General features: G+C 67.9%; 23 protein-coding genes. 10 read left to right on the forward strand and 13 right to left on the reverse strand.

Going from position 1 to position 19,566, the window contains the following annotated elements:
* Positions 1-53: 53 nt before the first annotated feature.
* Positions 54-1,916, forward strand: coding sequence for a cation:proton antiporter (locus tag G9465_RS03975; protein ID WP_166967724.1), 1,863 nt, complete (start codon positions 54-56; stop codon positions 1,914-1,916).
* On the opposite strand, the gene G9465_RS03980 is transcribed toward G9465_RS03975, so the two are convergent.
* The 4 genes from G9465_RS03980 to G9465_RS03995 all read right to left on the reverse strand — a co-directional run bounded on the left by G9465_RS03980 (position 1,904) and on the right by G9465_RS03995 (position 7,403).
* Positions 1,904-2,794: a DUF4013 domain-containing protein gene (locus G9465_RS03980; protein WP_166967726.1), complete on the reverse strand. Its 891-nt coding sequence runs from the start codon at positions 2,792-2,794 to the stop codon at positions 1,904-1,906. The genes G9465_RS03975 and G9465_RS03980 overlap by 13 nt on opposite strands.
* An 88-nt stretch (positions 2,795-2,882) precedes the next feature.
* Complete coding sequence (gene alaS / locus G9465_RS03985; RefSeq protein WP_166967729.1) at positions 2,883-5,666, reverse strand: alanine--tRNA ligase; 2,784 nt, start codon at positions 5,664-5,666, stop codon at positions 2,883-2,885.
* Positions 5,667-5,712: 46 nt separating this feature from the next.
* A complete protein-coding gene (locus tag G9465_RS03990; protein ID WP_166967731.1) occupies positions 5,713-6,336 on the reverse strand; it encodes an archaellin/type IV pilin N-terminal domain-containing protein in 624 nt (207 codons plus the stop codon).
* 89 nt (positions 6,337-6,425) lie between these two features.
* Entirely contained in the window at positions 6,426-7,403 is a 978-nt protein-coding gene (locus tag G9465_RS03995) for a replication factor C small subunit (protein WP_166967732.1), read from the reverse strand.
* A gap of 345 nt (positions 7,404-7,748) precedes the next feature.
* On the opposite strand from G9465_RS03995, the gene G9465_RS04000 reads away from it, so the two are divergent.
* From G9465_RS04000 to G9465_RS04015, 4 genes are read left to right on the forward strand one after another with little or no spacing between them, the layout of a single operon-like run.
* Positions 7,749-7,949 (forward strand): ubiquitin-like small modifier protein 2, encoded by a 201-nt coding sequence (locus tag G9465_RS04000; protein ID WP_166967734.1) that lies wholly within the window; start codon positions 7,749-7,751, stop codon positions 7,947-7,949.
* Between the two features lie 58 nt (positions 7,950-8,007).
* The gene (locus tag G9465_RS04005; protein WP_166967736.1) at positions 8,008-8,409 is read left to right on the forward strand and encodes a peroxiredoxin; all 402 of its coding nucleotides are present in this window, start codon (positions 8,008-8,010) and stop codon (positions 8,407-8,409) included.
* A 3-nt stretch (positions 8,410-8,412) separates the two neighbouring features.
* Positions 8,413-8,844, forward strand: a complete 432-nt coding sequence (locus G9465_RS04010; protein ID WP_166967738.1) for a GNAT family N-acetyltransferase — start codon at positions 8,413-8,415, stop codon at positions 8,842-8,844.
* 45 nt (positions 8,845-8,889) lie between these two features.
* The gene (locus G9465_RS04015; RefSeq protein WP_166967740.1) at positions 8,890-9,453 is read left to right on the forward strand and encodes an RDD family protein; all 564 of its coding nucleotides are present in this window, start codon (positions 8,890-8,892) and stop codon (positions 9,451-9,453) included.
* A 23-nt stretch (positions 9,454-9,476) separates the two neighbouring features.
* Here the strand turns inward: G9465_RS04015 and G9465_RS04020 are convergent, their stop codons facing one another.
* The 5 genes from G9465_RS04020 to larB all read right to left on the reverse strand — a co-directional run bounded on the left by G9465_RS04020 (position 9,477) and on the right by larB (position 12,729).
* Positions 9,477-9,929 (reverse strand): pyridoxamine 5'-phosphate oxidase family protein, encoded by a 453-nt coding sequence (locus G9465_RS04020; protein ID WP_166967743.1) that lies wholly within the window; start codon positions 9,927-9,929, stop codon positions 9,477-9,479.
* A 24-nt stretch (positions 9,930-9,953) separates the two neighbouring features.
* Complete coding sequence (locus G9465_RS04025) at positions 9,954-11,342, reverse strand: phosphoglucomutase/phosphomannomutase family protein (protein WP_166967745.1); 1,389 nt, start codon at positions 11,340-11,342, stop codon at positions 9,954-9,956.
* Positions 11,343-11,385: 43 nt separating this feature from the next.
* The gene (locus G9465_RS04030; protein WP_166967747.1) at positions 11,386-11,673 is read right to left on the reverse strand and encodes a GIY-YIG nuclease family protein; all 288 of its coding nucleotides are present in this window, start codon (positions 11,671-11,673) and stop codon (positions 11,386-11,388) included.
* Between the two features lie 27 nt (positions 11,674-11,700).
* Positions 11,701-11,850: a hypothetical protein gene (locus G9465_RS04035; RefSeq protein ID WP_166967749.1), complete on the reverse strand. Its 150-nt coding sequence runs from the start codon at positions 11,848-11,850 to the stop codon at positions 11,701-11,703.
* 105 nt (positions 11,851-11,955) lie between these two features.
* Entirely contained in the window at positions 11,956-12,729 is a 774-nt protein-coding gene (gene larB / locus G9465_RS04040; RefSeq protein ID WP_166967751.1) for a nickel pincer cofactor biosynthesis protein LarB, read from the reverse strand.
* 254 nt (positions 12,730-12,983) lie between these two features.
* On the opposite strand from larB, the gene G9465_RS04045 reads away from it, so the two are divergent.
* On the forward strand, positions 12,984-13,151 hold the full coding sequence (locus tag G9465_RS04045) for a DUF1931 domain-containing protein (protein ID WP_166967753.1): 168 nt from the start codon (positions 12,984-12,986) through the stop codon (positions 13,149-13,151).
* Positions 13,152-13,193: 42 nt separating this feature from the next.
* Here G9465_RS04045 and rpiA read toward each other — a convergent pair whose 3' ends face one another.
* On the reverse strand, positions 13,194-13,874 hold the full coding sequence (gene rpiA, locus G9465_RS04050) for a ribose-5-phosphate isomerase RpiA (protein WP_166967755.1): 681 nt from the start codon (positions 13,872-13,874) through the stop codon (positions 13,194-13,196).
* Positions 13,875-13,933: 59 nt separating this feature from the next.
* Between rpiA and G9465_RS04055 the strand changes: the two genes are divergently transcribed.
* On the forward strand, positions 13,934-14,104 hold the full coding sequence (locus G9465_RS04055) for a hypothetical protein (RefSeq protein ID WP_227015706.1): 171 nt from the start codon (positions 13,934-13,936) through the stop codon (positions 14,102-14,104).
* 49 nt (positions 14,105-14,153) lie between these two features.
* On the forward strand, positions 14,154-15,476 hold the full coding sequence (glmM, locus tag G9465_RS04060; protein ID WP_166967759.1) for a phosphoglucosamine mutase: 1,323 nt from the start codon (positions 14,154-14,156) through the stop codon (positions 15,474-15,476).
* Between the two features lie 332 nt (positions 15,477-15,808).
* On the opposite strand, the gene G9465_RS04065 is transcribed toward glmM, so the two are convergent.
* A complete protein-coding gene (locus G9465_RS04065; protein WP_166967761.1) occupies positions 15,809-16,387 on the reverse strand; it encodes a hypothetical protein in 579 nt (192 codons plus the stop codon).
* 45 nt (positions 16,388-16,432) lie between these two features.
* Complete coding sequence (locus G9465_RS04070) at positions 16,433-16,876, reverse strand: DUF2391 family protein (protein WP_166967763.1); 444 nt, start codon at positions 16,874-16,876, stop codon at positions 16,433-16,435.
* A 94-nt stretch (positions 16,877-16,970) separates the two neighbouring features.
* Between G9465_RS04070 and G9465_RS04075 the strand changes: the two genes are divergently transcribed.
* Both G9465_RS04075 and G9465_RS04080 read left to right on the forward strand, forming a co-directional pair.
* A complete protein-coding gene (locus G9465_RS04075; protein WP_166967765.1) occupies positions 16,971-17,651 on the forward strand; it encodes a class I SAM-dependent methyltransferase in 681 nt (226 codons plus the stop codon).
* 63 nt (positions 17,652-17,714) lie between these two features.
* A complete protein-coding gene (locus G9465_RS04080) occupies positions 17,715-18,719 on the forward strand; it encodes an AI-2E family transporter (RefSeq protein WP_166967767.1) in 1,005 nt (334 codons plus the stop codon).
* Between the two features lie 13 nt (positions 18,720-18,732).
* Here G9465_RS04080 and G9465_RS04085 read toward each other — a convergent pair whose 3' ends face one another.
* Positions 18,733-19,518, reverse strand: coding sequence for a sulfurtransferase (locus tag G9465_RS04085; RefSeq protein WP_166967769.1), 786 nt, complete (start codon positions 19,516-19,518; stop codon positions 18,733-18,735).
* Positions 19,519-19,566 lie beyond the last annotated feature (48 nt).

Genomic DNA, 19,566 nt, shown 5'->3' on the forward strand with positions numbered 1-19,566 from the left:
CTCTTTCGATTGCCACCGCTTAACACGTATCACTACCAACCCCTTCCCGAGTCGTGTCCACTGCTACGTCACTCGTCGGTGCTGTCGTGCTCGTCGCCGGACTGGGGGTCACCGCACAACTCGTCGCCGACCGGCTACGGGTCCCCAGCGTCGGATTCCTGCTGGTCGCGGGGGTTCTCGTCGGCCCGCAAGGGTTCGGTGTGGTGCGTCCGGAACTGTTCGGCGAAGCCGGGCTACAGGCCATCGTGGGCCTCAGCGTCGGTATCATCGTCTTCGAGGGCGCGTTTCACCTCACCGTCGACCGGGTTCGCGAGGCATCCCGCGAGGCGCTTGGACTCGTCACCGTGGGGGCGCTGCTGTCGCTCGTCGGCACGACGACCGCCGTCCGAGTGGTGTTCGGCGTCGACTGGGCCGTCGCCGTCCTCGTCGGGTCGTTACTCGTCGCGACTGGGCCGACCGTCATCACGCCTATCCTGCAGGTCGTCCCGGTCCGTGACCGGGTCGCCGCCGCGCTGGAGACAGAAGGCATCATCAACGACGTGGTCGCGGCCATCCTCGCGGTGGCTACCTTCGAGTTCGTCGTCGCCGACAGCCCGACGCCGCTGGTCGTCGTCGAGGCGTTCCTCCTCCGTCTGTTCGTCGGCGTGGCCGTCGGGGCCGCCGTCGGCTGGTGTGTCGCGACGTTGCTCGACCGCCTCCGACTTGCCGCCGACACCGCGACCCAGAGCGCTCGGCTGGTCGTCCTGACCGCGGCGCTCGCCGCGTTCGCCATCGCCGGGTCGTTGCTCTCGGAGGCCGGTATCGCCGCGGCGGCGACGGCCGGTCTCGTCCTCGGGAACAGCGACATCCCCCACCGGGAACTCATCGCGGAATTCAAGGGCGGGGTGACGCTGTTCGTCCTCTCGTTCGTCTTCATCGTCCTCGCGGCGCTCCTGTCACTCGACGACCTCCGTGCGCTCGGCGTCGCCGGACTGGGTGTCGTCGTGCTCGTCGTCGTCTTCGCCCGCCTGCTCGGCGCGCTCCTCGCGACGGTCGGCGGGTCGCTGGCCACCAACGAGCGCCTGTTCATCGGCCTACTCGGTCCTCGGGGGATCGTGCCCGCGAGCGTCGCGACGCTGTTCGCCATCGAGTTGCGGCCGACGAACCCGACGGCCGCGACGGTGCTTGTCGGGACCGTCTTCTCGGTCATCTTCGCCACCGTCATCTTTCAAGGGGGATTGGCCCGTCATCTCGCACAGGCGCTGGATATCGTGCCAACACACACGCTCATCGTCGGTGCCGGTCGTGTCGGAACAGAACTCGCAGACAGATTCGAAGCCCGCGGCGAGGAGGTCATCATGGTCGACAAGGACGCCTCGGCCGTCGAGCGAGCGCGCGCCGCCGGCCACCGTGCGGTCCACGGCGACGCGACCGACGCGTCGACCCTCGACGCCGCCGACGCCAAGCGGGCCAGCGTGGTCGTCGCGGCCACTGCAGACGACGACGTGAACATGCTGGTCGCCCAACTCGCGGCGACCCGATTCGACGTCGAAACCGTGGTCGCGCGGGCGAACCAGCCGGACAACCTCGCGGCCTTCGAGGACCTCGACGTCGAACCCATCTCCGCTGGGTTCGCGGTGGCCGACGCCATCGACGACGCCATCGAGCGGCCGGCCCTGAGCCACTGGCTGGCCGACGCCGGCCGGACCGGCGACGTCCTCGAAGTCGAACTCCGGAACGACGCCCTCGCCGGCCGGCCCGTCGAGGCGGTGACCGACGACCTGCCCTCGGGCTGTCTGGTGGCGATGGTGAGTCGAGACGGCGAGGACCGTGTCCCGGACGGCGCGTTCACGCTCTCGACCGGCGACCACCTCACGCTCATCTGTGAGACGAACGACGCGCTCCGAGAGGCCCGGGAGTACTGTCAGGGCGACTGATTCGTCGGGCTGATGGCCGCTTGCTCCCGTTCGTCGTCGGCCGCGAGTGGCGGGACGACGCCCGCGTTGGCTGCTTCCCGGTAGTGGTAGCCCCAGAACGCCGCGAAGGCGTAGCTCGCGTACGTCGCGACGAACGCCGGCCCGACGAGCGTCAGTATCGACGCCAGCCACAGCACCGTCGCCATCACGAGGAGGAGGACCCACGCGGCGAACGCCTCCAGATACTCCTTCGAGGCGGCAAAGGCCCCGGTGTAGCGGCCGGAGAACGCGCGGGGGAACCGCCCGGTCGCCGCGTAGGCGGTCAGCACGGCCGGCGTCAGATAGAGCCCGGCGAACGCAATCAGCGCCACGGCGAGGTCACGGACGCCCCCGGTGAGGCCGACCTGTTCGGCCACCGCCGCGACGGCGGCTCCGACGATGGCGGTCCCGCCCCAGAGAACGAGGAGGGCGACGGTGGCTCTGAGGCCGTCGACGAACAGGCCGACGAAGGCGTCGAATCCGGGCGGGTCGGGCCGTCCGCTCGCGGCCGCGCCCGCCAACTGGAAGGCGTAGCCGTTGGTGAGCAGGCCCACGAACGGCACCACCGACCCGACGAGTGCGAAGATGCTCCCCAGGAGAAACGGTTCGTAACCGTCACTGACTGGATACGAGAGCCCGAACGAGAGGCTATCGCGCTCGAACGGACTCGCTTCCTCGGCCGTCTCGCCGGGTCGCTCGTCGGCCGTCGAACCACCCGGCTCCGCGGCGCGCTGGTCCGCTCGCTCGTCGGTCGACGGCACCGACACCTCCCCGTCCGGCTCGTGGCGCTTCGTGCCACACTCCGGACAGAAGGCGTCGGTGGTCCTGACGGCGGCCCCGCAGGCCGTACAGTACGGCATATGGTGCTAGTATCTGGGGGCAGGCGTATCGTTCTTTCCCCGCGAGAGGTCGCGGTACGAACTCGAACGGCGGCGACTCGCGTCGCTTTCAGACGTTCGCGACGGACTGGAGAATCTCCGCGGCGTCGTCGAGTGCGTCGTCGAGTGCGTCGCCGTCGGGGCCGCCGCCCTGTGCGAAGTCCGCGGGGCCGCCGCCGCCACCGCCGACGCGGCCGGCCAGTTCGCCGACGACTTCGCCAGCGTCCACGTCGACACCGTCGGGAACGGCGACCACGAACTGCGCGCCGTCACGGCCCGACCCGAGAACGGCTATCTTGCCCTGCTCGACGAGGGCGTTGGCCTGTGCGCGCAACTCGTCCATGTCGGCGTCGATGCGCTGGACGACGGCCGTCGTCCCGTCGACGTTGACCTCCTCGGAGTCGGCGCCGCCGGAGGCCCGTGCCTCCGCGAGTTGCTCCTTGAGGTCCTCTATCTCCTTGCCGCGGGCCTTCCACTCGTCGAAGAACCGCGCGGCGGTGTCGGGTACTTCCTCGGGCGCGACGTCGAGGACGTCGGCGGCCGCATAGAGGGCGTCCTCGGTGCGCTGGGTCGCCTCGATGGCCGCGTCGCCGGCCGCGAAGGTAAGCCGGATGACGCCGTCCTGAATCCGCTCGGTGCCCAGCAGTTTGATGGCGCCGATGTCGCCGGTCCGGGCGACGTGGGTCCCACCACACGCCTGGATGTCGTCTGCGACCTGAATGAGCCGAATCTGCTCGCCGGCCGGGATGCCGCCCTGATACAGGTCGAAGCCGTGTTTCTCCTCGGCCTCGTTGCGGTCGGGCCACTGCTGGGTGACCGGGACGTTGTCCTGGACGAGGTCGTTGGCGTACCGCTCTATCTCCTTGACTTGCTCGCGGGTCACCGACTCGTAGTGGCGCACGTCGATGCGCGAGGAGTCGACGCCCTTCTGGGCGCCGGCCTGCCGGACGTGCTCGCCCAGCACCTGTCGGGCGCTGTGGACGACGATGTGGGTCGCCGTGTGGTGTTGCATCAGGCGTTTCCGGCGGGTGGCGTCGACCTGCCCGCGGACGAACTCGCCCTTACCGGGGTCCTCGTCGGCAGTGTGGAGGACGACGTCGTCGTAGCGCTGGACGTCCTCGACTTCGGCGGTCACGTCGTCGGTGGCCAGCGTCCCGTGGTCCGGCGGTTGCCCACCGCCCTCGGGGTAGAACATCGTCTGGTCCAGCACCACGTCGAATCGGCCGTCGTCGCGGTCGAACACCTCCAGTACGACGGCCTCGAACTCGGTGCGCTGTTGGTCCTCGTAGTAGAGTCGGTCGGTGTTCGGAAGCTCTGCGAGGCGGTCGGCGTACGGGACGCCCTCGGCCGTTGCGGTGTCGTCCCCGCCGCCGTGGCGGGAGGCGACGACGGAGTAGAAGTCGTCGGGCACGTCCACGTCGACGCCGCGTTCGGCGGCTATCTCTTCGACCATGTCCGGTTGGATGCCGTGGGAGTCGTACAGTTCGACGAGTTCCTCGGTCGGAATCGGTTCGCCCGTCTCGGCGTACTCGTCGGCGAGTTGGCGCACGCGGCGGCCGCCCCTATCGAGGGTCTCGCGGTACTTCTCGACTTCCGTGCGGACGATGTCGCGGATGGTGTCGCGATTCTCGTAGTTCAGTCGGTCGGCCTGCATGTCGACCAGCTCGTCAAGCGGGGCGTCGACGCCCACGCCGTCGACCAGTCGCTTCGTGCGGCGCAGCACCATCCGGGCGAGGTAGCCCGTCCCGACGTTCGAGGGGACGATGCCGTCGCCGAGCATGTACGCCAGCGTCCGGCAGTGGTCGGCGATGGCGTAGATGTCCTCCAGTGGCCCCATCAGGTCGCGCAGTTCCTCGACGCTGACGCCGACAGCCTCGGCGATGGTGTCGCGTTCGGCCTCGATGTCCTCGGCCTCGTCGATGTCCATCCGACCAGCGAGTTTCGCGGCGTTGTGGACGATGGCCTCCTCCTCGTCGGTGAGTTCGACCCCGGCGTTGTCCTTGAGGAACTGTATCATGTCGGGGTAGACGGCCTCGTAGACGGTGGGGGTACCCTGCGAGACCCACGTCCACCGCTCTAGCCCGTAGCCGGTGTCGACGACGTAGGTGTCCATCTCCGAGTAGCGGTTGCCGTCTTTCATCTCGTACTCGCCGTCGGGGTCCTGTTCTAAGGACATGAAGACGAGCGTCGCCAGTTCCGCGCCCTCGTAGATGACTTCGAAGGCCGGCCCGGCGTTGCCGCCGCCGACCCACGGGTCCTCGATGAGGGTGAGTTCGTCCACGTCGGCGCCCAGTTCCTCGAACAGTTCGACGCAGTACGCGACCGTCTCCTCTTTCCAGTACACTTCGCCCTGATAGGCGTACTCCTCGGGGTCCTCGATGTCCTCCTTGGCGTTGAACGCGTGGTGGGCCATCATCTCGAAGGCCATCGTGTGCCGGCCCGTCTTGCCGACGTTGTCGATGTCCTGCATCCGGATACACGGTTGCGAGATACACAGCGGGTTCGCCGGCGGCGGCGTCGTCCCCGAGGTGACGAGTGGCTGGAAGTCGTAGATGGACGCCTGCGTCAACAGGACATCGTCACGCCAGCGGTTCGCTGCGACCGGATACGGGTCGATACGGGTGTGATCACGCGCTTCGAAGAAAGACAGGAACGCCTCGCGCATCTCCGAGAGGGAGAACTCCTCGTCGAACCCGGGGTTGTCGATGAAGCCGTACTCCGCACAGGGCGGTTCGCCGCAGGTGTCGCGGTCCGCGCGCGACCAGAACATGTCGCCACATTCCATACACTCCTGTCGATGGAATCCGGCCTCGTCGAAGTAATCGAGTTGGTAGGCCTCGTCGAGGTCACTCATTGGCGTAGTGTTGGCCCAGCAGCGGGTAAAACAGTTCCGAAGGGGCCTACACCGAAACCGCCGACCCGCCGGAGAGCGTCTCCGGGACGACGATTCGCTTCACCGTCGTCGCGCCGGAGGTTGTCGTGATGCGGACTGTCGCCGTCTCACCTTCCGCTAAGTTCTTGCCGAACTCCGTCGCGCCGGGCAGGTCGGAGTTCCCGAGGTCCAGCGCGATGGTGAAACGGTCCTCCGTCGAGTCGAGGACCGGCGACGACGCGGGCGAGTCGTCGTCCTGCACGACGGCGACCCCGAACCGGCCGTCGGGGTTCCCCGAGGCGCCGTTCTCTGCGAGTTGGTAGTACGACCCGCTCGGCCCGACCCACTGTACCGTCGCCTGTCCGAGGTCGACGTTCCCGGCCCCCGGTGACTTCTTCACCGTGATGTTCACCACGCCGACCGCGTTGTTCTCGAAGTGACTCCCGGTCGCACTCACCACCTGTACCCGGTTCGTCGTCGAGTCGCTCGCACCCTGTCCCGTCGCTTCCGCCGAGTTCTGCAGATAGCCGGACGTGTTGATGAGGACGCCCGCGGCGATGGCCGCGACCAGCACCATCGCGATGAACACGACGAGGGTCCCGATACCCACCTGCCCACGCTCGCCCCGGCGTCGATTGCTCGAACTGTGCATTTCCGTTGGTGATAACTAACCGACCACTCTCGTATAAACCTGCGTGAGCAATTATCGCGGGTGAAAACGACGCTTTCGGGGTGAGGCCGCTACTGCCCTTTCGCGAGACTCGCCAGCATCGCCTCTAGCTGGACCCGTTCGTTGGCGCCCTGCGTGATGCGGTAGTCCGTCTCGCCGACGCGTTCGAGGATGCGGACCGCCGCCTCGTCGTCGACGTCGAACTCCCAGACCGACCGGTGCAACTGGTCGATGATGTCGCCGCCAGCGATGCCCTCCTCGGTGAGCAGTCTGTCCAGCGTCGCGCGGGCGGCCGTGAAGTCGCCGTCGAGTGCGGACTGGACCATGTCGTGAATCTCCTCGGGGCGGGCCGTCGAGGTGATGGCGTACACCGCCGACTCGTCGACCACGTCGCCGCTGACCGAGGCGGCCTGCAGGCCGTTGATGGCCTTGCGCATGTCGCCGGCGGCGGCGTAGACGAGCGCGTCGACGCCGTCGTCGGTGAGTTCGATGTCCTCCTCGGCGGCGATGTGGCGTATCTCGGACTCGACGGCGTCGTCCGACAACGGCGAGAACCGGAAGACGGCACACCGGGACTGGATGGGGTCGATGATCTGGCTGGAGTAGTTACACGAGAGGATGAAGCGGACGTTGTTCGAGAACTGCTCCATCGTCCGGCGGAGTGCGGACTGGGCGTCGCTCGTCAGCGCGTCGGCCTCGTCTAAGAAGATGATGCGGTACTCGACGCCGCCGAAACTCGTCCGCGCGAAGTTCTTGATGCGGTCCCGGACCACGTCGATACCCCGCTCGTCGGAGGCGTTCAGTTCGAGGAAGTGCTCGCGCCAGTCCTCGCCGTACAGTTCGCGGGCGATGGCCGTCGCGCAGGTGGTCTTGCCGGTGCCCGCCGGCCCCGAGAACAGCATGTGCGAGAGGTCGTTGCGCCGGACGTAGCTCTGCAGGCGGCCGACGATGTCCTCGTGGCCCATCACGTCGTCTAACGACTCCGGGCGGTACTTCTCTATCCACACCTCTTCGCGTCCCGCCCGCGACTCGGACTCGGCCTCACTCATGCTCGGTGGGAGGCGCGGGCTAGCCTTAAACGCCCCGCTAGCAGTGTTCGGATGCAGCGTTCGTGAGCACTCCGTGACCCGCCAGAAAGCCCCGGACGGCTACGCTCCCGCGGCTCGCTGCGCTCCTCGTCACTCACTGCGTTCGTTCCTGCGGTCCTTGCGTCGCCGGGGTTCGCGTAGCCGACCGCCCCTTTCAGTCCAACCCCATGGACCGTTCAATCGGGTGGGACTGAAAGCCTCCGGCCCCTCTCTGGCTGTTTACGACCTCGCTCCCTCTCGACACCGTTCACTCGTCGCCTACTGCTAGCCGACAGGCTCAAGCCGTCCATCCCGATACACACGCCTATGAACGTCACCGTCGAGGTGGCCGGCGAGGACACCCACGAACTCACCGTGGCCGACGACGCCACCTACGCCGACTTGCTGGCCCCACTAGAGCTCTCGCCACACGCGGTCTCGGTACTCGTCGACGACAAGACGGTCCCGACGAACCAGCCAGTCGAGGCCGACCACGTACGCGTGGTCAGACTCATCAAGGGTGGCTGAGCGGACGGCGAGACACTCACAACCCCCCGTTTTTGCCCGTCGAGCCCTACGCTACGGTATGTCCATCGAGGCGACCGACTTCTCCTTGCCCAACGTCGGCCCCGGTCCGGACCCGCCGTCGGCGCTCGCCGCCGACCACGAGTCCGCTGACCGGGACACCGAAGTCGTCTCCATCGTGCCGGAACCCCACGAGCGCGTTCGGGAGTGGCAGGACAGCTACGACCCGCCGTATCCCATCGTGGCCGATCCGGAGGCGACGGCCGGCGAAGCGTACGACCAGCCGGTTCGCTTCGGCTTTCTGGGCGACTGGAGCGACTTCCTCGGCCGGATGCCCGAGGCCGTCCTCGTCGACCTTCGGGACGGCCCCGCGGTAGCGTGGTCCTACCGGAGCAAACCGACGTTCGACCGGCCCAGCGTCGACGACTTGCTCGATGCCGCCGACGAGGCTCGGACTCGCTGACCCATGTTCGTTCGTGACGCCACAGTGGCCGACCTGCCGGACGTGATGAACGTCCTCGACGGCGCGGCGCTCTCTATCGACGTCGAGACGGTCCGGGAGAGCATCGCCGAGGACGGGACGCTCGTCGCGTGCGAGGGCGGGGAGCGCTCCCGGTCCGACGAGCGGCCCGGCGGCCCGCTAGCCCCGGCGGACGGCGAGCGAGTACTGGGTGCGCTCGTCCTCGACGGTGACCACGTCGCGGCCGTCGCGGTCCGCCGCCGTCGCCGCGGACAGGGCATCGGGACAGCGCTGGTCGAGGCCGCCGCTGAGCGCCGACAGCGACTGACGGCGGCGTTCGACGCCGACGTGAAACCGTTCTACGAGGGCCTCGGATTCACGGTCGAGACAGTCGACGAGGCCGGTCGCTGGCGGGGGACGCGCTCGACCGACGGCTGATTGCGATAGTCTTTCCACACTCGGACGAGACGAAATTATCGAGCCATGTCCTCACAGAACCCCGACCCGGCGTCGGTGCGTGACGACCGGGTCCTCGGCTTCCTCCTCGATTTCGCCCTCCTCACCGTCGCGACGGTCGTCGTCTGGGTGGTGTTCACCGGCGTCAGGATGCTCGTTACTACCGGCGGGGCGATGGGTGCGCCCACCGTCGACAGTCCCGGGACGATGCTGGGGATGGTCGCCCTCGGTTTCGCCCTCTCCTTACTCCAGTGGGCCGTCATCGGCCTCGTCGTCGGCGGGTACTTCGTCTACTTCCTCACCGACGGCGGCCAGACGTTGGGGATGCGCGTCGCCGGCGTCGTCCTCGTCGGCGAGGACGGTGGCCCGGTCACGCGAGACCAGACGATACAGCGGACCGCCGTGTTGCTCGCGCCCCTCCCGCTGATGGCGCTCGCCAGCGTCTTCATCCCCTTCGTTGGGTTCGTCCTCGCACTCATGCTGATGGGTGGGTGGCTGACCGTCGAAGCGCTCTTGCTGTTCACCGACGACGACGCCCAGCGACTCGGTGACCGAATCGCCAACACGCTCGTGGTCGAATCGGCGGCCTGACCGTGTCTCACCGGAACGAACTGTCAGTTCGCCCGCCCGGCCAGTTCCTCGATGCGCAACTCGTAGAGCGTCAACTCGATTTCGTCCAGCGCCTCGTCGAACACCCGGATGGGGGCGAATCGGTCGTTGATGCTGACGGCGTCGTAGGCCGGGTCGTCGGGCGGGACCGCTCGAATCGGCCCACGGGCGACGACGCTCCAACCGTACTGTTCGGCGTCGTCGCCCGTGGCTTCGGCCTCGTAGACGACGTACGTCGCGGTGTCGGTCGTCTCGGCGTAGGCGGCCTTTCGGCTGTCGGGCGTCTCGCCTAGTCGGACGTACAGCGACCCGTTCTCGTAGTGGTGAAACACCGGAATCGCGTAGGCGTCGCCGTCGTCGGCCAGCGCGAGGACGCCGTCCGTAGCGTCGCGTAGGCGCGTCTCCACCTCGGCCTCGGTCAGTCCCTCGGTGTATGCGAACTCGACGTCGGGGTCCATGCCCGACCAACGCGCGCTGTCGGGTTAAACCAGCGGGGCGACCAGTCCGCGGCCCGCCGACAGCAGTTCCGTGACGCGCTGGTCGCTCCCTGCCTCGGCGTAGACGCGGAGCTTCGGTTCGGTCCCCGATGGCCGGACCAGCACCCACGTATCGTCCGCGAGCCGTATCTTGAATCCGTCGACGGTGTTGACATCGGCGACGCTCTCGCCGGCCACCGAGTCGGGGAGTTCGTCCTCCAGCGCGTCCAGCACCGGCCCCTTGCGCTCGTCCGGGCAGTCGACGCTGACCCGTCCCTGATGAATCTCGCCGTGGTCGTCGAGCAAGCGGTCGACGCGGGCGTCCAGCGACTCCTCGGACTCGGCTGCCGCGGCCACCAGCGCCAGCAACACGCCGTCCTTGTTACGGAGGTGGTCGGTGAGGCCGAACCCGCCCGACTCCTCGCCGCCCAGCAGCGCGTCGTGGTCGGCCATCGCCTCGGCGACCCACTTGAACCCGACCGCCACCTCGTGGGCAGACTGGCCGTGGGCCTCCGCGACCCGGTCGACGATGCTGGAAGTGGAGACGGTACGGACCACGTCGCCGGACCGCGATTCCAGCAGGTAGTCGTACAGCGCCGCGAAGAAGAGGTTCGCGTCGAGATAGCCGCGCTCGGGCGTGACGACGCCGATGCGGTCGGCGTCGCCGTCGTTGACGACGCCGAGGGCGGCCTCGCCCTCGCGTACGCGGGCGATCAACTCCTCGACGTTCTCGGCCGCTGGCTCCGGGGACCCGCCGCCGAACTCGGGGTCTCGCTCGTCGCGCAGCGCAGTCACGTCCGCACCGGCACGTTCGAGGAGAGCGTCGGTGACGCCCCGACCGCTCCCGTGCATGGCGTCGTAGGCCACCGAGAGGCCAGTGAGGTCGGCGTCGACGTAGTCGATGGCGTGGTCGGCGTAGTCGCCGACGAGGTCCGTCTCGGTGACCGTCCCCCACTCGCTCTCGGGTAGCGGGTCGGGGTCGCCGAGGTTCGCCACGATGTCCTCGGTCATCGCTGGGAGTGCCGGAGCACCAGACGCGGGGACGAACTTCACGCCGTTGTACGCCGGCGGGTTGTGACTGGCCGTTATCTGGAGCGCCCCGGCGAGGTCGCGCTCTGTGACCGTCCACGCGACGACGGGCGTCGGCGTGTCCCGGTCCGGGATGAGCACGTCGAATCCATTGGCACACAGCACGCGAGACAGTTCCTCGGCGAACCCGCGCGACGTCTCGCGGGCGTCGTAGCCGACGGCCACCGTCCCGCTCTGGCCGTGCTCCCGCAGCGCCGTCGCGACGCCCTGTCCGACCATCCGCACGCGCGGCGCGGTGAACTCGTCTAAGGTCGCTCGCCAACCGTCGGTGCCGAACGTGATCGCCGCGGCGTCGTCGTCGTCCATACCCGATACCTCTCGGTGGGCGGTGAAAAAATCACCCGTCGGCTCACGTGTCGAAGTCCGTTTCGGCGTCCGAGGACTCGACCAGCCGTTCCTTCCGCGTGCGCGAGAGCTGTTTGATCTCGTACTCGCGGCGCATCGCCGCGGACTTCGACTGGAAGCGCTCGACGTGGACGAGTTCGACCGGCGTCCGGCCACGGGTGTACTTCGCTCCGTCGCCGGCGTCGTGTTCACGCACCCGGCGCTCGACGTCCGTCGTGTAGCCGGTGTAAAAGCTTCCGTCACTACACCGCAGCACGTAGGCGTAGTGAACAGGGCTCCGCGTGGTGGTCATCGCACGATGCGGGCGGCCCAGTGGGCCTCACACTTGGTGGGCGCGCTCTCTCGATACCTCGGCGATGCCAGCGTTGGCCGAGCAGTTCGGGCAGGCCCGGATGTGTCCGCGCTCGTCAGCGAACACACGGGCGAACTGGTCTGAGACGTGCGCGCCGCAATGGTCACATTCAGGCATCGTGTTCGTCGGCGACACCACCGCCGACGTACGTGAGAAGGGTTGCCAGCGGGATATTCGTTTACCCAAATGTGTGGGTATTCTCTCCCAGAAACGGGTCTGCTCTTACACATCGTCACCCCGTGCATCGGCGACCCGTCGTGCGATGAGGCCCGCCTGTGCGCCCGCGGTGAAGCCCGCGTCGATGTTGACGACAGAGAGCGTCGTACAGGACTGGATCATCCCCGAGAACGCGGCCTCGCCCGCGCCGTCGTGCCCGTAGCCAGTCGAGACGGGCAGGCCGATGACGGGGGTGTCGACGAGACCGGCGACGACGGTGGGAAGCGCCCCCTCGCGGCCCGCGGCGACGATCAGGACGTCCTGATCGCGAAGGCGGTCCACGGCGTCTATCGTCCGGGCGATGCTGGCGACGCCGACGTCCGAGATACGGGTGACCGACGCGCCCATCTCGGCGGCCAGCATCGCCGCTTCGCCGGCCGGGACGGCGTCGGAGGTGCCGGCGGTGACGACGCCGACCGTAGCGTTCAGGTCCGGACGCTCGAACTCCGGGGCGGTCGCGACCAGCCAGTTCGACCGCTCGGACCAGCGGACCGTCGCCTCGGGTGCTTCGGTCGCCAGTTCGCGTCGGACGGCGGCGGCCGCTGGCGCGTCGATTCTCGTTACGATCGCTCTGCCGGTCGTCTCGACGGCCGTCGACGCGAGGTCGGCGATCTCCTCGGGCGTCTTGCCGTCGCCGAGCACCGCCTCGGGGACGCCTGAACGGGTCTCTCGGGCCGCGTCGAACCGGCCAGCACCGCTGGTGGCGTAACCGGCGAGTTCCGCTTCGGCCTCGGCGGGGGTGATCTCGCCCGCCGCGACTGCATCGAGTAGGTCGCGCATGCCCCCTCTTCGGAGGGCCGGCTACTCCTATCCGTCGGTCCGGGCCGGGCGCGCGCGAGCACTCCAGACGCCGATGCTCGGCGTACCTCGTTTCGATTCCTGCCCGTGGAGGGCTATCGACCCTGATATATCCGACTCAGGGGCTATTTATATAGGGGCCGACGACCAAAAACGTCTCAAACCCCCGTGAATACCGGCGAGAGCCATCGCATTGGGGAAAGTATATAAGTAACCCCTGCGCTACACAGGGTTGTATGGCAGACCTAATCGTCAAAGCCGCCGTCAAGGAAGAGCTCGACAACATGAACGTGGCCTCGGACTTCTACGATGCCCTCGACGCCGAAGTCGAGGAGCTGCTCGCCGACGCCGCTCGACGAGCCGAGGAGAACGACCGCAAGACGGTCCAGCCGCGCGACCTGTAAGGTCGTCTCCGAGCACTCTTTCTTTCGATGCCAGCCGGACAGCTACAGCTCTCTGACCGTCACGCCGTCCTCGCTGCCCACGTAGACGGCGTCGGCCACGCCGACGAACAGGCCGTGTTCGACGACGCCCGGCAGTGCCGCGAGGTCTGCCGCCAGCGCCGCTGGCTCGGCTATCTCGCCGAACGCACAGTCCAACACGAGGTTGCCGTTGTCGGTGACGACGGGTCCGTCTTTCCGTTCGGCCCGTCGCAGGTCCGGGTCCCCGCCCAGTTCCCGGACCGACTCGGCGACGGTGGTCCGTGCCGCGGGGAGCACTTCCAGTGGAACCGGGTACGAGAGCGTCTCGGCCATCTTCGTGGGGTCTGCGACGACGAGGAAGCGGTCGGCGCTCGCGTCCACGATCTTCTCGCGGGCGTGGGCCGCGCCGCCGCCTTTCACGAGGTCACCGCCGGCCACCTCGTCAGCGCCGTCGATGGCGAGGTCGACTGTCACCTCGTCTAGGTCAGCCAGCGGGATGCCCGCGTTACGGGCGAGTTCGCGGGACTGGAAGGAGGTCGGGACGCCGACCACGTCCAGTCCGGCGTCGACCTGCCGGCCGATGGCCCGAATCGCGTGGGCCGCGGTGCTACCGGTCCCCAACCCGATTACCATCCCGTCTTCGGCTGTCTCGGCCGCCGCCTCGCCGGCCGCGCGCTTCGCCGCGTCGGAGCCGCCCTGTTTCATGTGCGGAGATGCCGCGGACGCGGACAAAACGTTTGTTGCTCGGGCCGCTCAGCTCAGATATGGAGTGTACGTACTGCGGGCGCCCGGTCGAGGACCACGACCCGCTATATCTCTCGGCCGAGGCGGGTGGCACGCCGACGGCGCAGTTCTGCAACTACGGCTGCCTGTCGGCCCACGTCGATGCCGAGGACCTGACGACCGGGGCGGCCTGCGAGTGGTCGCCGGAGTGACTCGTCCCGTGCCGGTATCCTTTTTCCGCCGCCACTCGGGGACCCGAGTATGACACTATTCGGGACGAGTGGCATTCGCGGACCGGTCGGCGAGACGGTGACTGCTGACCTCGCGCTCTCCGTCGGCCGCGCACTGGGTGTCGACAGCGACCGCGTGGTCGTCGGGAGGGATCCACGCGAGAGCGGCGAGTTCCTCAAGTCTGCGCTCGTCGCGGGCCTGCGCGAGAGCGGGACGGACGTCGTAGACGTCGGCCTCGCCTCGACGCCGACGGTCGGTCGGGCGGTTGGGTGGCAAGCGGCCGACGCCGGCGTCTCCATCACGGCGAGTCACAACCCGGCCGAGGACAACGGCATCAAACTCTGGCAACCGTCCGGGCAGGCGTTCGACACAGAGCGGCGCGAGACCATCGAGGAGCGTCTCGAAGACGGCGCGTTCGACCCGGCCGACTGGGACGAGTGCGGGACCCTCGAATCTTGGGCGACGGGCGCTCGCACCCGCCACGCCGAGACGATTCGCTCGGAACTGGACCGCGACTCGCTTTCCAGCCACGTCCTCGTCGACGTGGGCAACGGCGCTGGCGGCGTCACCGCCGACGTCTTGCAGGCGATGGGCTGTCACGTCGAGACGCTGAACGGCCAACCAGACGGTGCGTTCCCCGGTCGCCCGAGCGAACCGACCCCGGAGAACTGCCAGTCGCTCGCGACGCTGGTCGCCGAGTCCGACGCCGACGTGGGTATCGCCCACGACGGCGACGCCGACCGGATGCGTGCGGTGGCCGGCGACGGCACCTACCTCTCCGGTGACGTCCTGCTGGCGCTCTTTGCACGGGCCGCCGCCAGCCCCGGTGACCGGGTCGCCGTCCCGGTGGACACGAGTCTCGCCGTCGGCGACCACCTCGCCGAAATCGACGTCGACGTGGAGTACACGCCCGTCGGCGACGTCTACGTCGCGGAGGCCGCCAGCGAGGACGGCGTCGCCTTCGGCGGCGAACCAAGCGGCGCGTGGATATGGCCCGACCACACCCTCTGTCCCGATGGGCCGCTTGCGGCCTGTACCGCGGTGACGCTGGACGCCGACCGACCGCTCGCCGACCGGGCCGCGGAGGTCCCGAGTTACCCCATCCGCCGGGACAACGTCGAGGTCGACGACAAGGGCGCAGTGATGGAGGGGGTCCGCGACCGGGTGCTCGACGAGTTCGCCGACGTGACCACGCTTGACGGCGTGCGCGTCGACCTCGGGGACGCGTGGTTCCTCCTCCGGGCCAGCGGGACCCAACCGCTCATTCGGGTCACCGCAGAGGCCCGCGACGCCGACCGCGCCGACGACGCGTTGGCGACGGCGCGGGACCTGCTGTCCGACGCGCGGACCTGACGCTGTCGGCATTCACCGCCAGTAGAGCACACCCGAAAAGAGACAGTCCGGGCGAGAGAATCGACCGTTCGGCCCCAGTTCGATTACCCGCGTCGCGTGGACCTGGCCTCGCGGACGTCGGCCCCGTCGCGAATCTTGTCTTCACACTGCGGGCAGACCCGCGGTTTCTCGACCCCATTCGGCGTGAAGACACGCGCGTAGTCGGCCGTTACAAAATTGCCGCAGTTCTGGCATTCCGGCATACAGATGCGAATGACGGTCTATAGCGCCTTAATTGTTGGTACTTTGGTAATTGGTGACACACCCGACGATTGGGGGTCGGCGCCGTGGCCTCAGAACTCGCTGGTGACGGTGCCGTCCTCGCCGAGTTCGACGACGCCGTCGAACAACGCCCGGAACTCGTCGACGGTCGCCTCGTCGTGGACGCCCTCCGCGAGGTGGAACATCCCGACGGCGTCGTACTCGTCCAGCAGTTCGAGGATGTCCTCGACGGCCTCCATGGCCTGGTCCTCGTCGGCGTAGTAGATGAGTTCGGTCAGCGAGTCGAAACTCACGCGCAGTTTGCCGTCGTGGTCCTGTAAGAACGTCTCCGTCTCGGCGACGATGCCCTCCAGGTCGTCCGGAGCAGAGGCATAACGGACGCTCTCGGACTGGCGGCGGGTGTACCCGCGCTCGACGGACAGGGTATCGAGGATGGTGGCCGTGTCCTCGTCGACTTCGTAGTACTCCAGTTTCTGCTTGACTTCGCGAGCAGTGGTCCGCGTCGAGATGACCAGCATCGCGTCGGTGTCCGTCGACAGGAAGTCAGTGTCGAGTCGGTCCGTCTCGCCGGTGCTGGGGTGCAGGAGAAGGATACCGGTCCCGCCCTCGACGGTGTCCGGCGTGTTGTCGATGGCCAGCGTATACTCCATGTACCCGAAACGCGGGGCGACAGTCATTAAGTCTGCGGGTATCGCTCAGAACACGCTGTCGGCGGTGGCTGCGCCGACGACGCTGAAGATAGCGCCGACGGAGATGGCTTTCAGCGTCGTCACCGTGACGGCCATCGGCGTCGGGTCCGGGAGAATCTCGCCGTCGACGAGAAACGTATCGGGGGCGGTAAACACCATCGCGAGGACGGCGACGGACCCGAAGGCGACGACCATCAGCGAGACGAACCGTATCGGGACGCCGGCGACTTCGGCCTCGCGGTCGAGGTCGCGGTCCGCGTCGGCTTTGTAGAGTGCGCCGTAGCCGATGGCGAAGACGATGCCGGCGACCAGTCCGGCGTGGAGCGTCGTCATGTTCGCAGCCAGCACCCACACCTCCTCGGTGACGACGAACGGACCGGCCAGCAGGAATCCGCCCACGACCTGCTGTGCGGTGTCGGCGATACGGTACCGGGGGCGACGGCGGCGCATACCCGTTCGTGGACGGCCCGGTGTGATAACGTTCCCGGAGCGGCCGCCGGACGGAGTCGAAGGGTGTTTGGCCGGGCCACTCCCACACTGGGCCATGAGCGTCAGCGACGAGTTCGACGACTGGGCGGCCCGTGGAAAAGACCGCTGGATGGAGGACCGCCACTGGCACACCGCCAAGCACGTACTGGCCCGGATGCCCGTCGAAGCGGGCGACACCGTCCTCGATTTGGGCTGTGGGAGCGGCTACGCCGGCCGCGCTCTCAAAGAGACGAAGGACGCGGGCCGAGCCTACGGCATCGACGCCTCGCCGGCGATGGCCGAGAACGCACGATCGTACACCGACGACCCGGACGTGGGCTACCTCGTCGGGGACTTCGAGCACCTGCCGTTCGAGACTGACAGCGTCGACCACTGCTTCTCGATGGAGGCGTTCTACTACGCGAGCGACCCCGACGCCGTCCTCGAAGAGGTGGCCCGCGTCCTCGGTCCCGACGGCACGTTCCACTGTGCCGTGAACTACTACGAAGAGAACGTTCACTCTCACGCGTGGGACGATCTGGTCGACGTCCCGATGACCCGCTGGAGCGCCGCCGAGTACCGTAACGCGTTTCGCGAGGCGGGATTCGCCGTCGCCGTACAGGACAACGTCCCGGACCGCGACATCGAGATTCCGCCCGAAAGCGAGTTCCCGACCGAGGAGTGGGACACGCGCGAGGCGATGGTCGAGCGCTACCGAGAGTTCGGGACGCTCGTGACCGTCGGCGTCGCCCCCTGAGTCTCGTTTCGCTCGGCTGTCAACTGCGGGAACGTTTTTCACGGGCGATACGAAAGATAGGTCGTGGTTACTCGCCAGCGGACGTACGTACTCGCGGGCTTGCTCGTTGCGCTGTCGCTCCTGACGACTGTGCTGCTGTCGAGCGTGCTGGCGACCGTCTTCTTCGCGATCACCGTCGCTTACGTCCTCTTTCCGCTCTCGGAGTGGTTCGTACGCCACGGCCTCTCGAAGCGACTCGCCGCCGCAGTCACGACGGTCATCGCCTTCGTCGGGGGGTCGCTCGTCCTCGTCCCGCCGGCCGCCGTGCTGTACCGTCGCCGCCGCGACCTGTTCGCGTTCTTCCAACAACTCCCAGACAGTGTCACGATCGTCGTCGGCGGGTTCCGGTACCCGATAAACATCGAGAAGACGCTGGCCGGCCTCAGCGAAAGTCTGCGGGCCGTCGCTGTTGCACTCGCCAGCGAGACGCCGATCATCGCGCTGAAGATCGTCCTCTTTACCATACTCGTCTACGCGATGCTCTGGCGACCCAGCGCGCCCGGCGAGGTGCTGTATCGGACGATTCCACGACCGTATCACGACCTCGTCACGCGGTTCCACGAGCGCCTGCGCGGGACGCTGTACGCCATCTACGTCCTGCAGGCGGCGACGGCCTTCGGAACCTTCCTGATGGCGTGGGCGGTGTTCGGGATGCTGGGTTACAAGAGCGCGTTCTCGCTGGCAGTCGTCGCTGGCATCCTCCAGTTCGTCCCCGTCGTCGGGCCGAGCGTGGTGGTCGTCGCCATCGCCGCCGCGGACGTCGTGACCGGCGACGTCGTCGGCGCACTGCTGGTGACGGTGCTGGGACTGGCCCTCGTCGGTTTCCTGCCGGACGCGGTCATCCGTCCCCGCCTCGCCCGCTACACGACGGGGATGCCCGCCAGCCTCTACTTCGTCGGGTTCACCGGCGGGGTGCTGTCGCTGGGGCTGGTGGGGTTCATCGCGGGTCCAGTGGTCGTCGCGCTACTGGCCGAGACGGCGAATCTGCTCGCGGAGGAACGGGGACCAGAACAGCAGGCGCTGGGATAAGCGAGGACGCGTCTTACTCGGCCGTGCCGGTCTCTAACGGTCGGTCTTCGGCTTCCCACTCGGTCAGACTCCCCTCGTAGAAGTCGACGTCCTCGAAGCCGAGGTGCCGGAGAACGACGTAGGTGTGACTGATGCGACGGGCGGTATTACAGTAGAGGACGACGCGTTTCTCCGGGACGATGCCCACCGATTCGAGGACGGCCAGTGCGTCCTCGCGGGCGAGGAGGCCGCGTGTCTCGTCGTCGACGAGTTCGCGCCAGTCGAGCAGGACGGCCCCGGGGATGTGGCCCTCGGCGTACTCCTCGTCCTCGCGGGTGTCGACGAGGACTGCCTCGGGGTCGTTGGCCGCGGCGGACACCTCGTCGGGGCCGACCAGCGGCGACGATTCGGGCGGGGAGACGACGTATTCCGTGGCCGCTACCTCGGGGGCGTCGCTCGTCGTCTCGCGTTCGAGTTGCCAACTCGAAAAGTCCCCGTCGAGGAGGTGTAGCTTCTCTGGGTCGTGGCCGAGCAGTTCCGCCGTGACGAGAAAGCGCGCGGCGAAGACGCCGTGGTGGTCGTCGTAGGCGACGACGTCGCCGTCGCCGGTGACTCCGATCTCCGAAAGCAGCGACGCCCAGTCGTCCTCGCTCGGCAGCATCCCCGCCTCGCCCTCGCCGGTGCGGAACCGGTCGAACGGGACGTTCACGGCGCCCGGCAGGTGGCCGAGGGCGTCGTACTCCCACGCGTCACGCACGTCGACGATGCGACAGTCCTCGCGGTGGTCGGCGACCCAGTCCGCGGAGACGATGTCTGTCATTGGCCGTCCGTACCCACTCGGGCCGCTTGAAGACTCTCATCGGGGCTG

Source organism: Haloarcula sp. JP-L23, assembly GCF_011602445.1.
Classification (GTDB): Archaea; Halobacteriota; Halobacteria; order Halobacteriales; family Haloarculaceae; genus Haloarcula; species Haloarcula pellucida.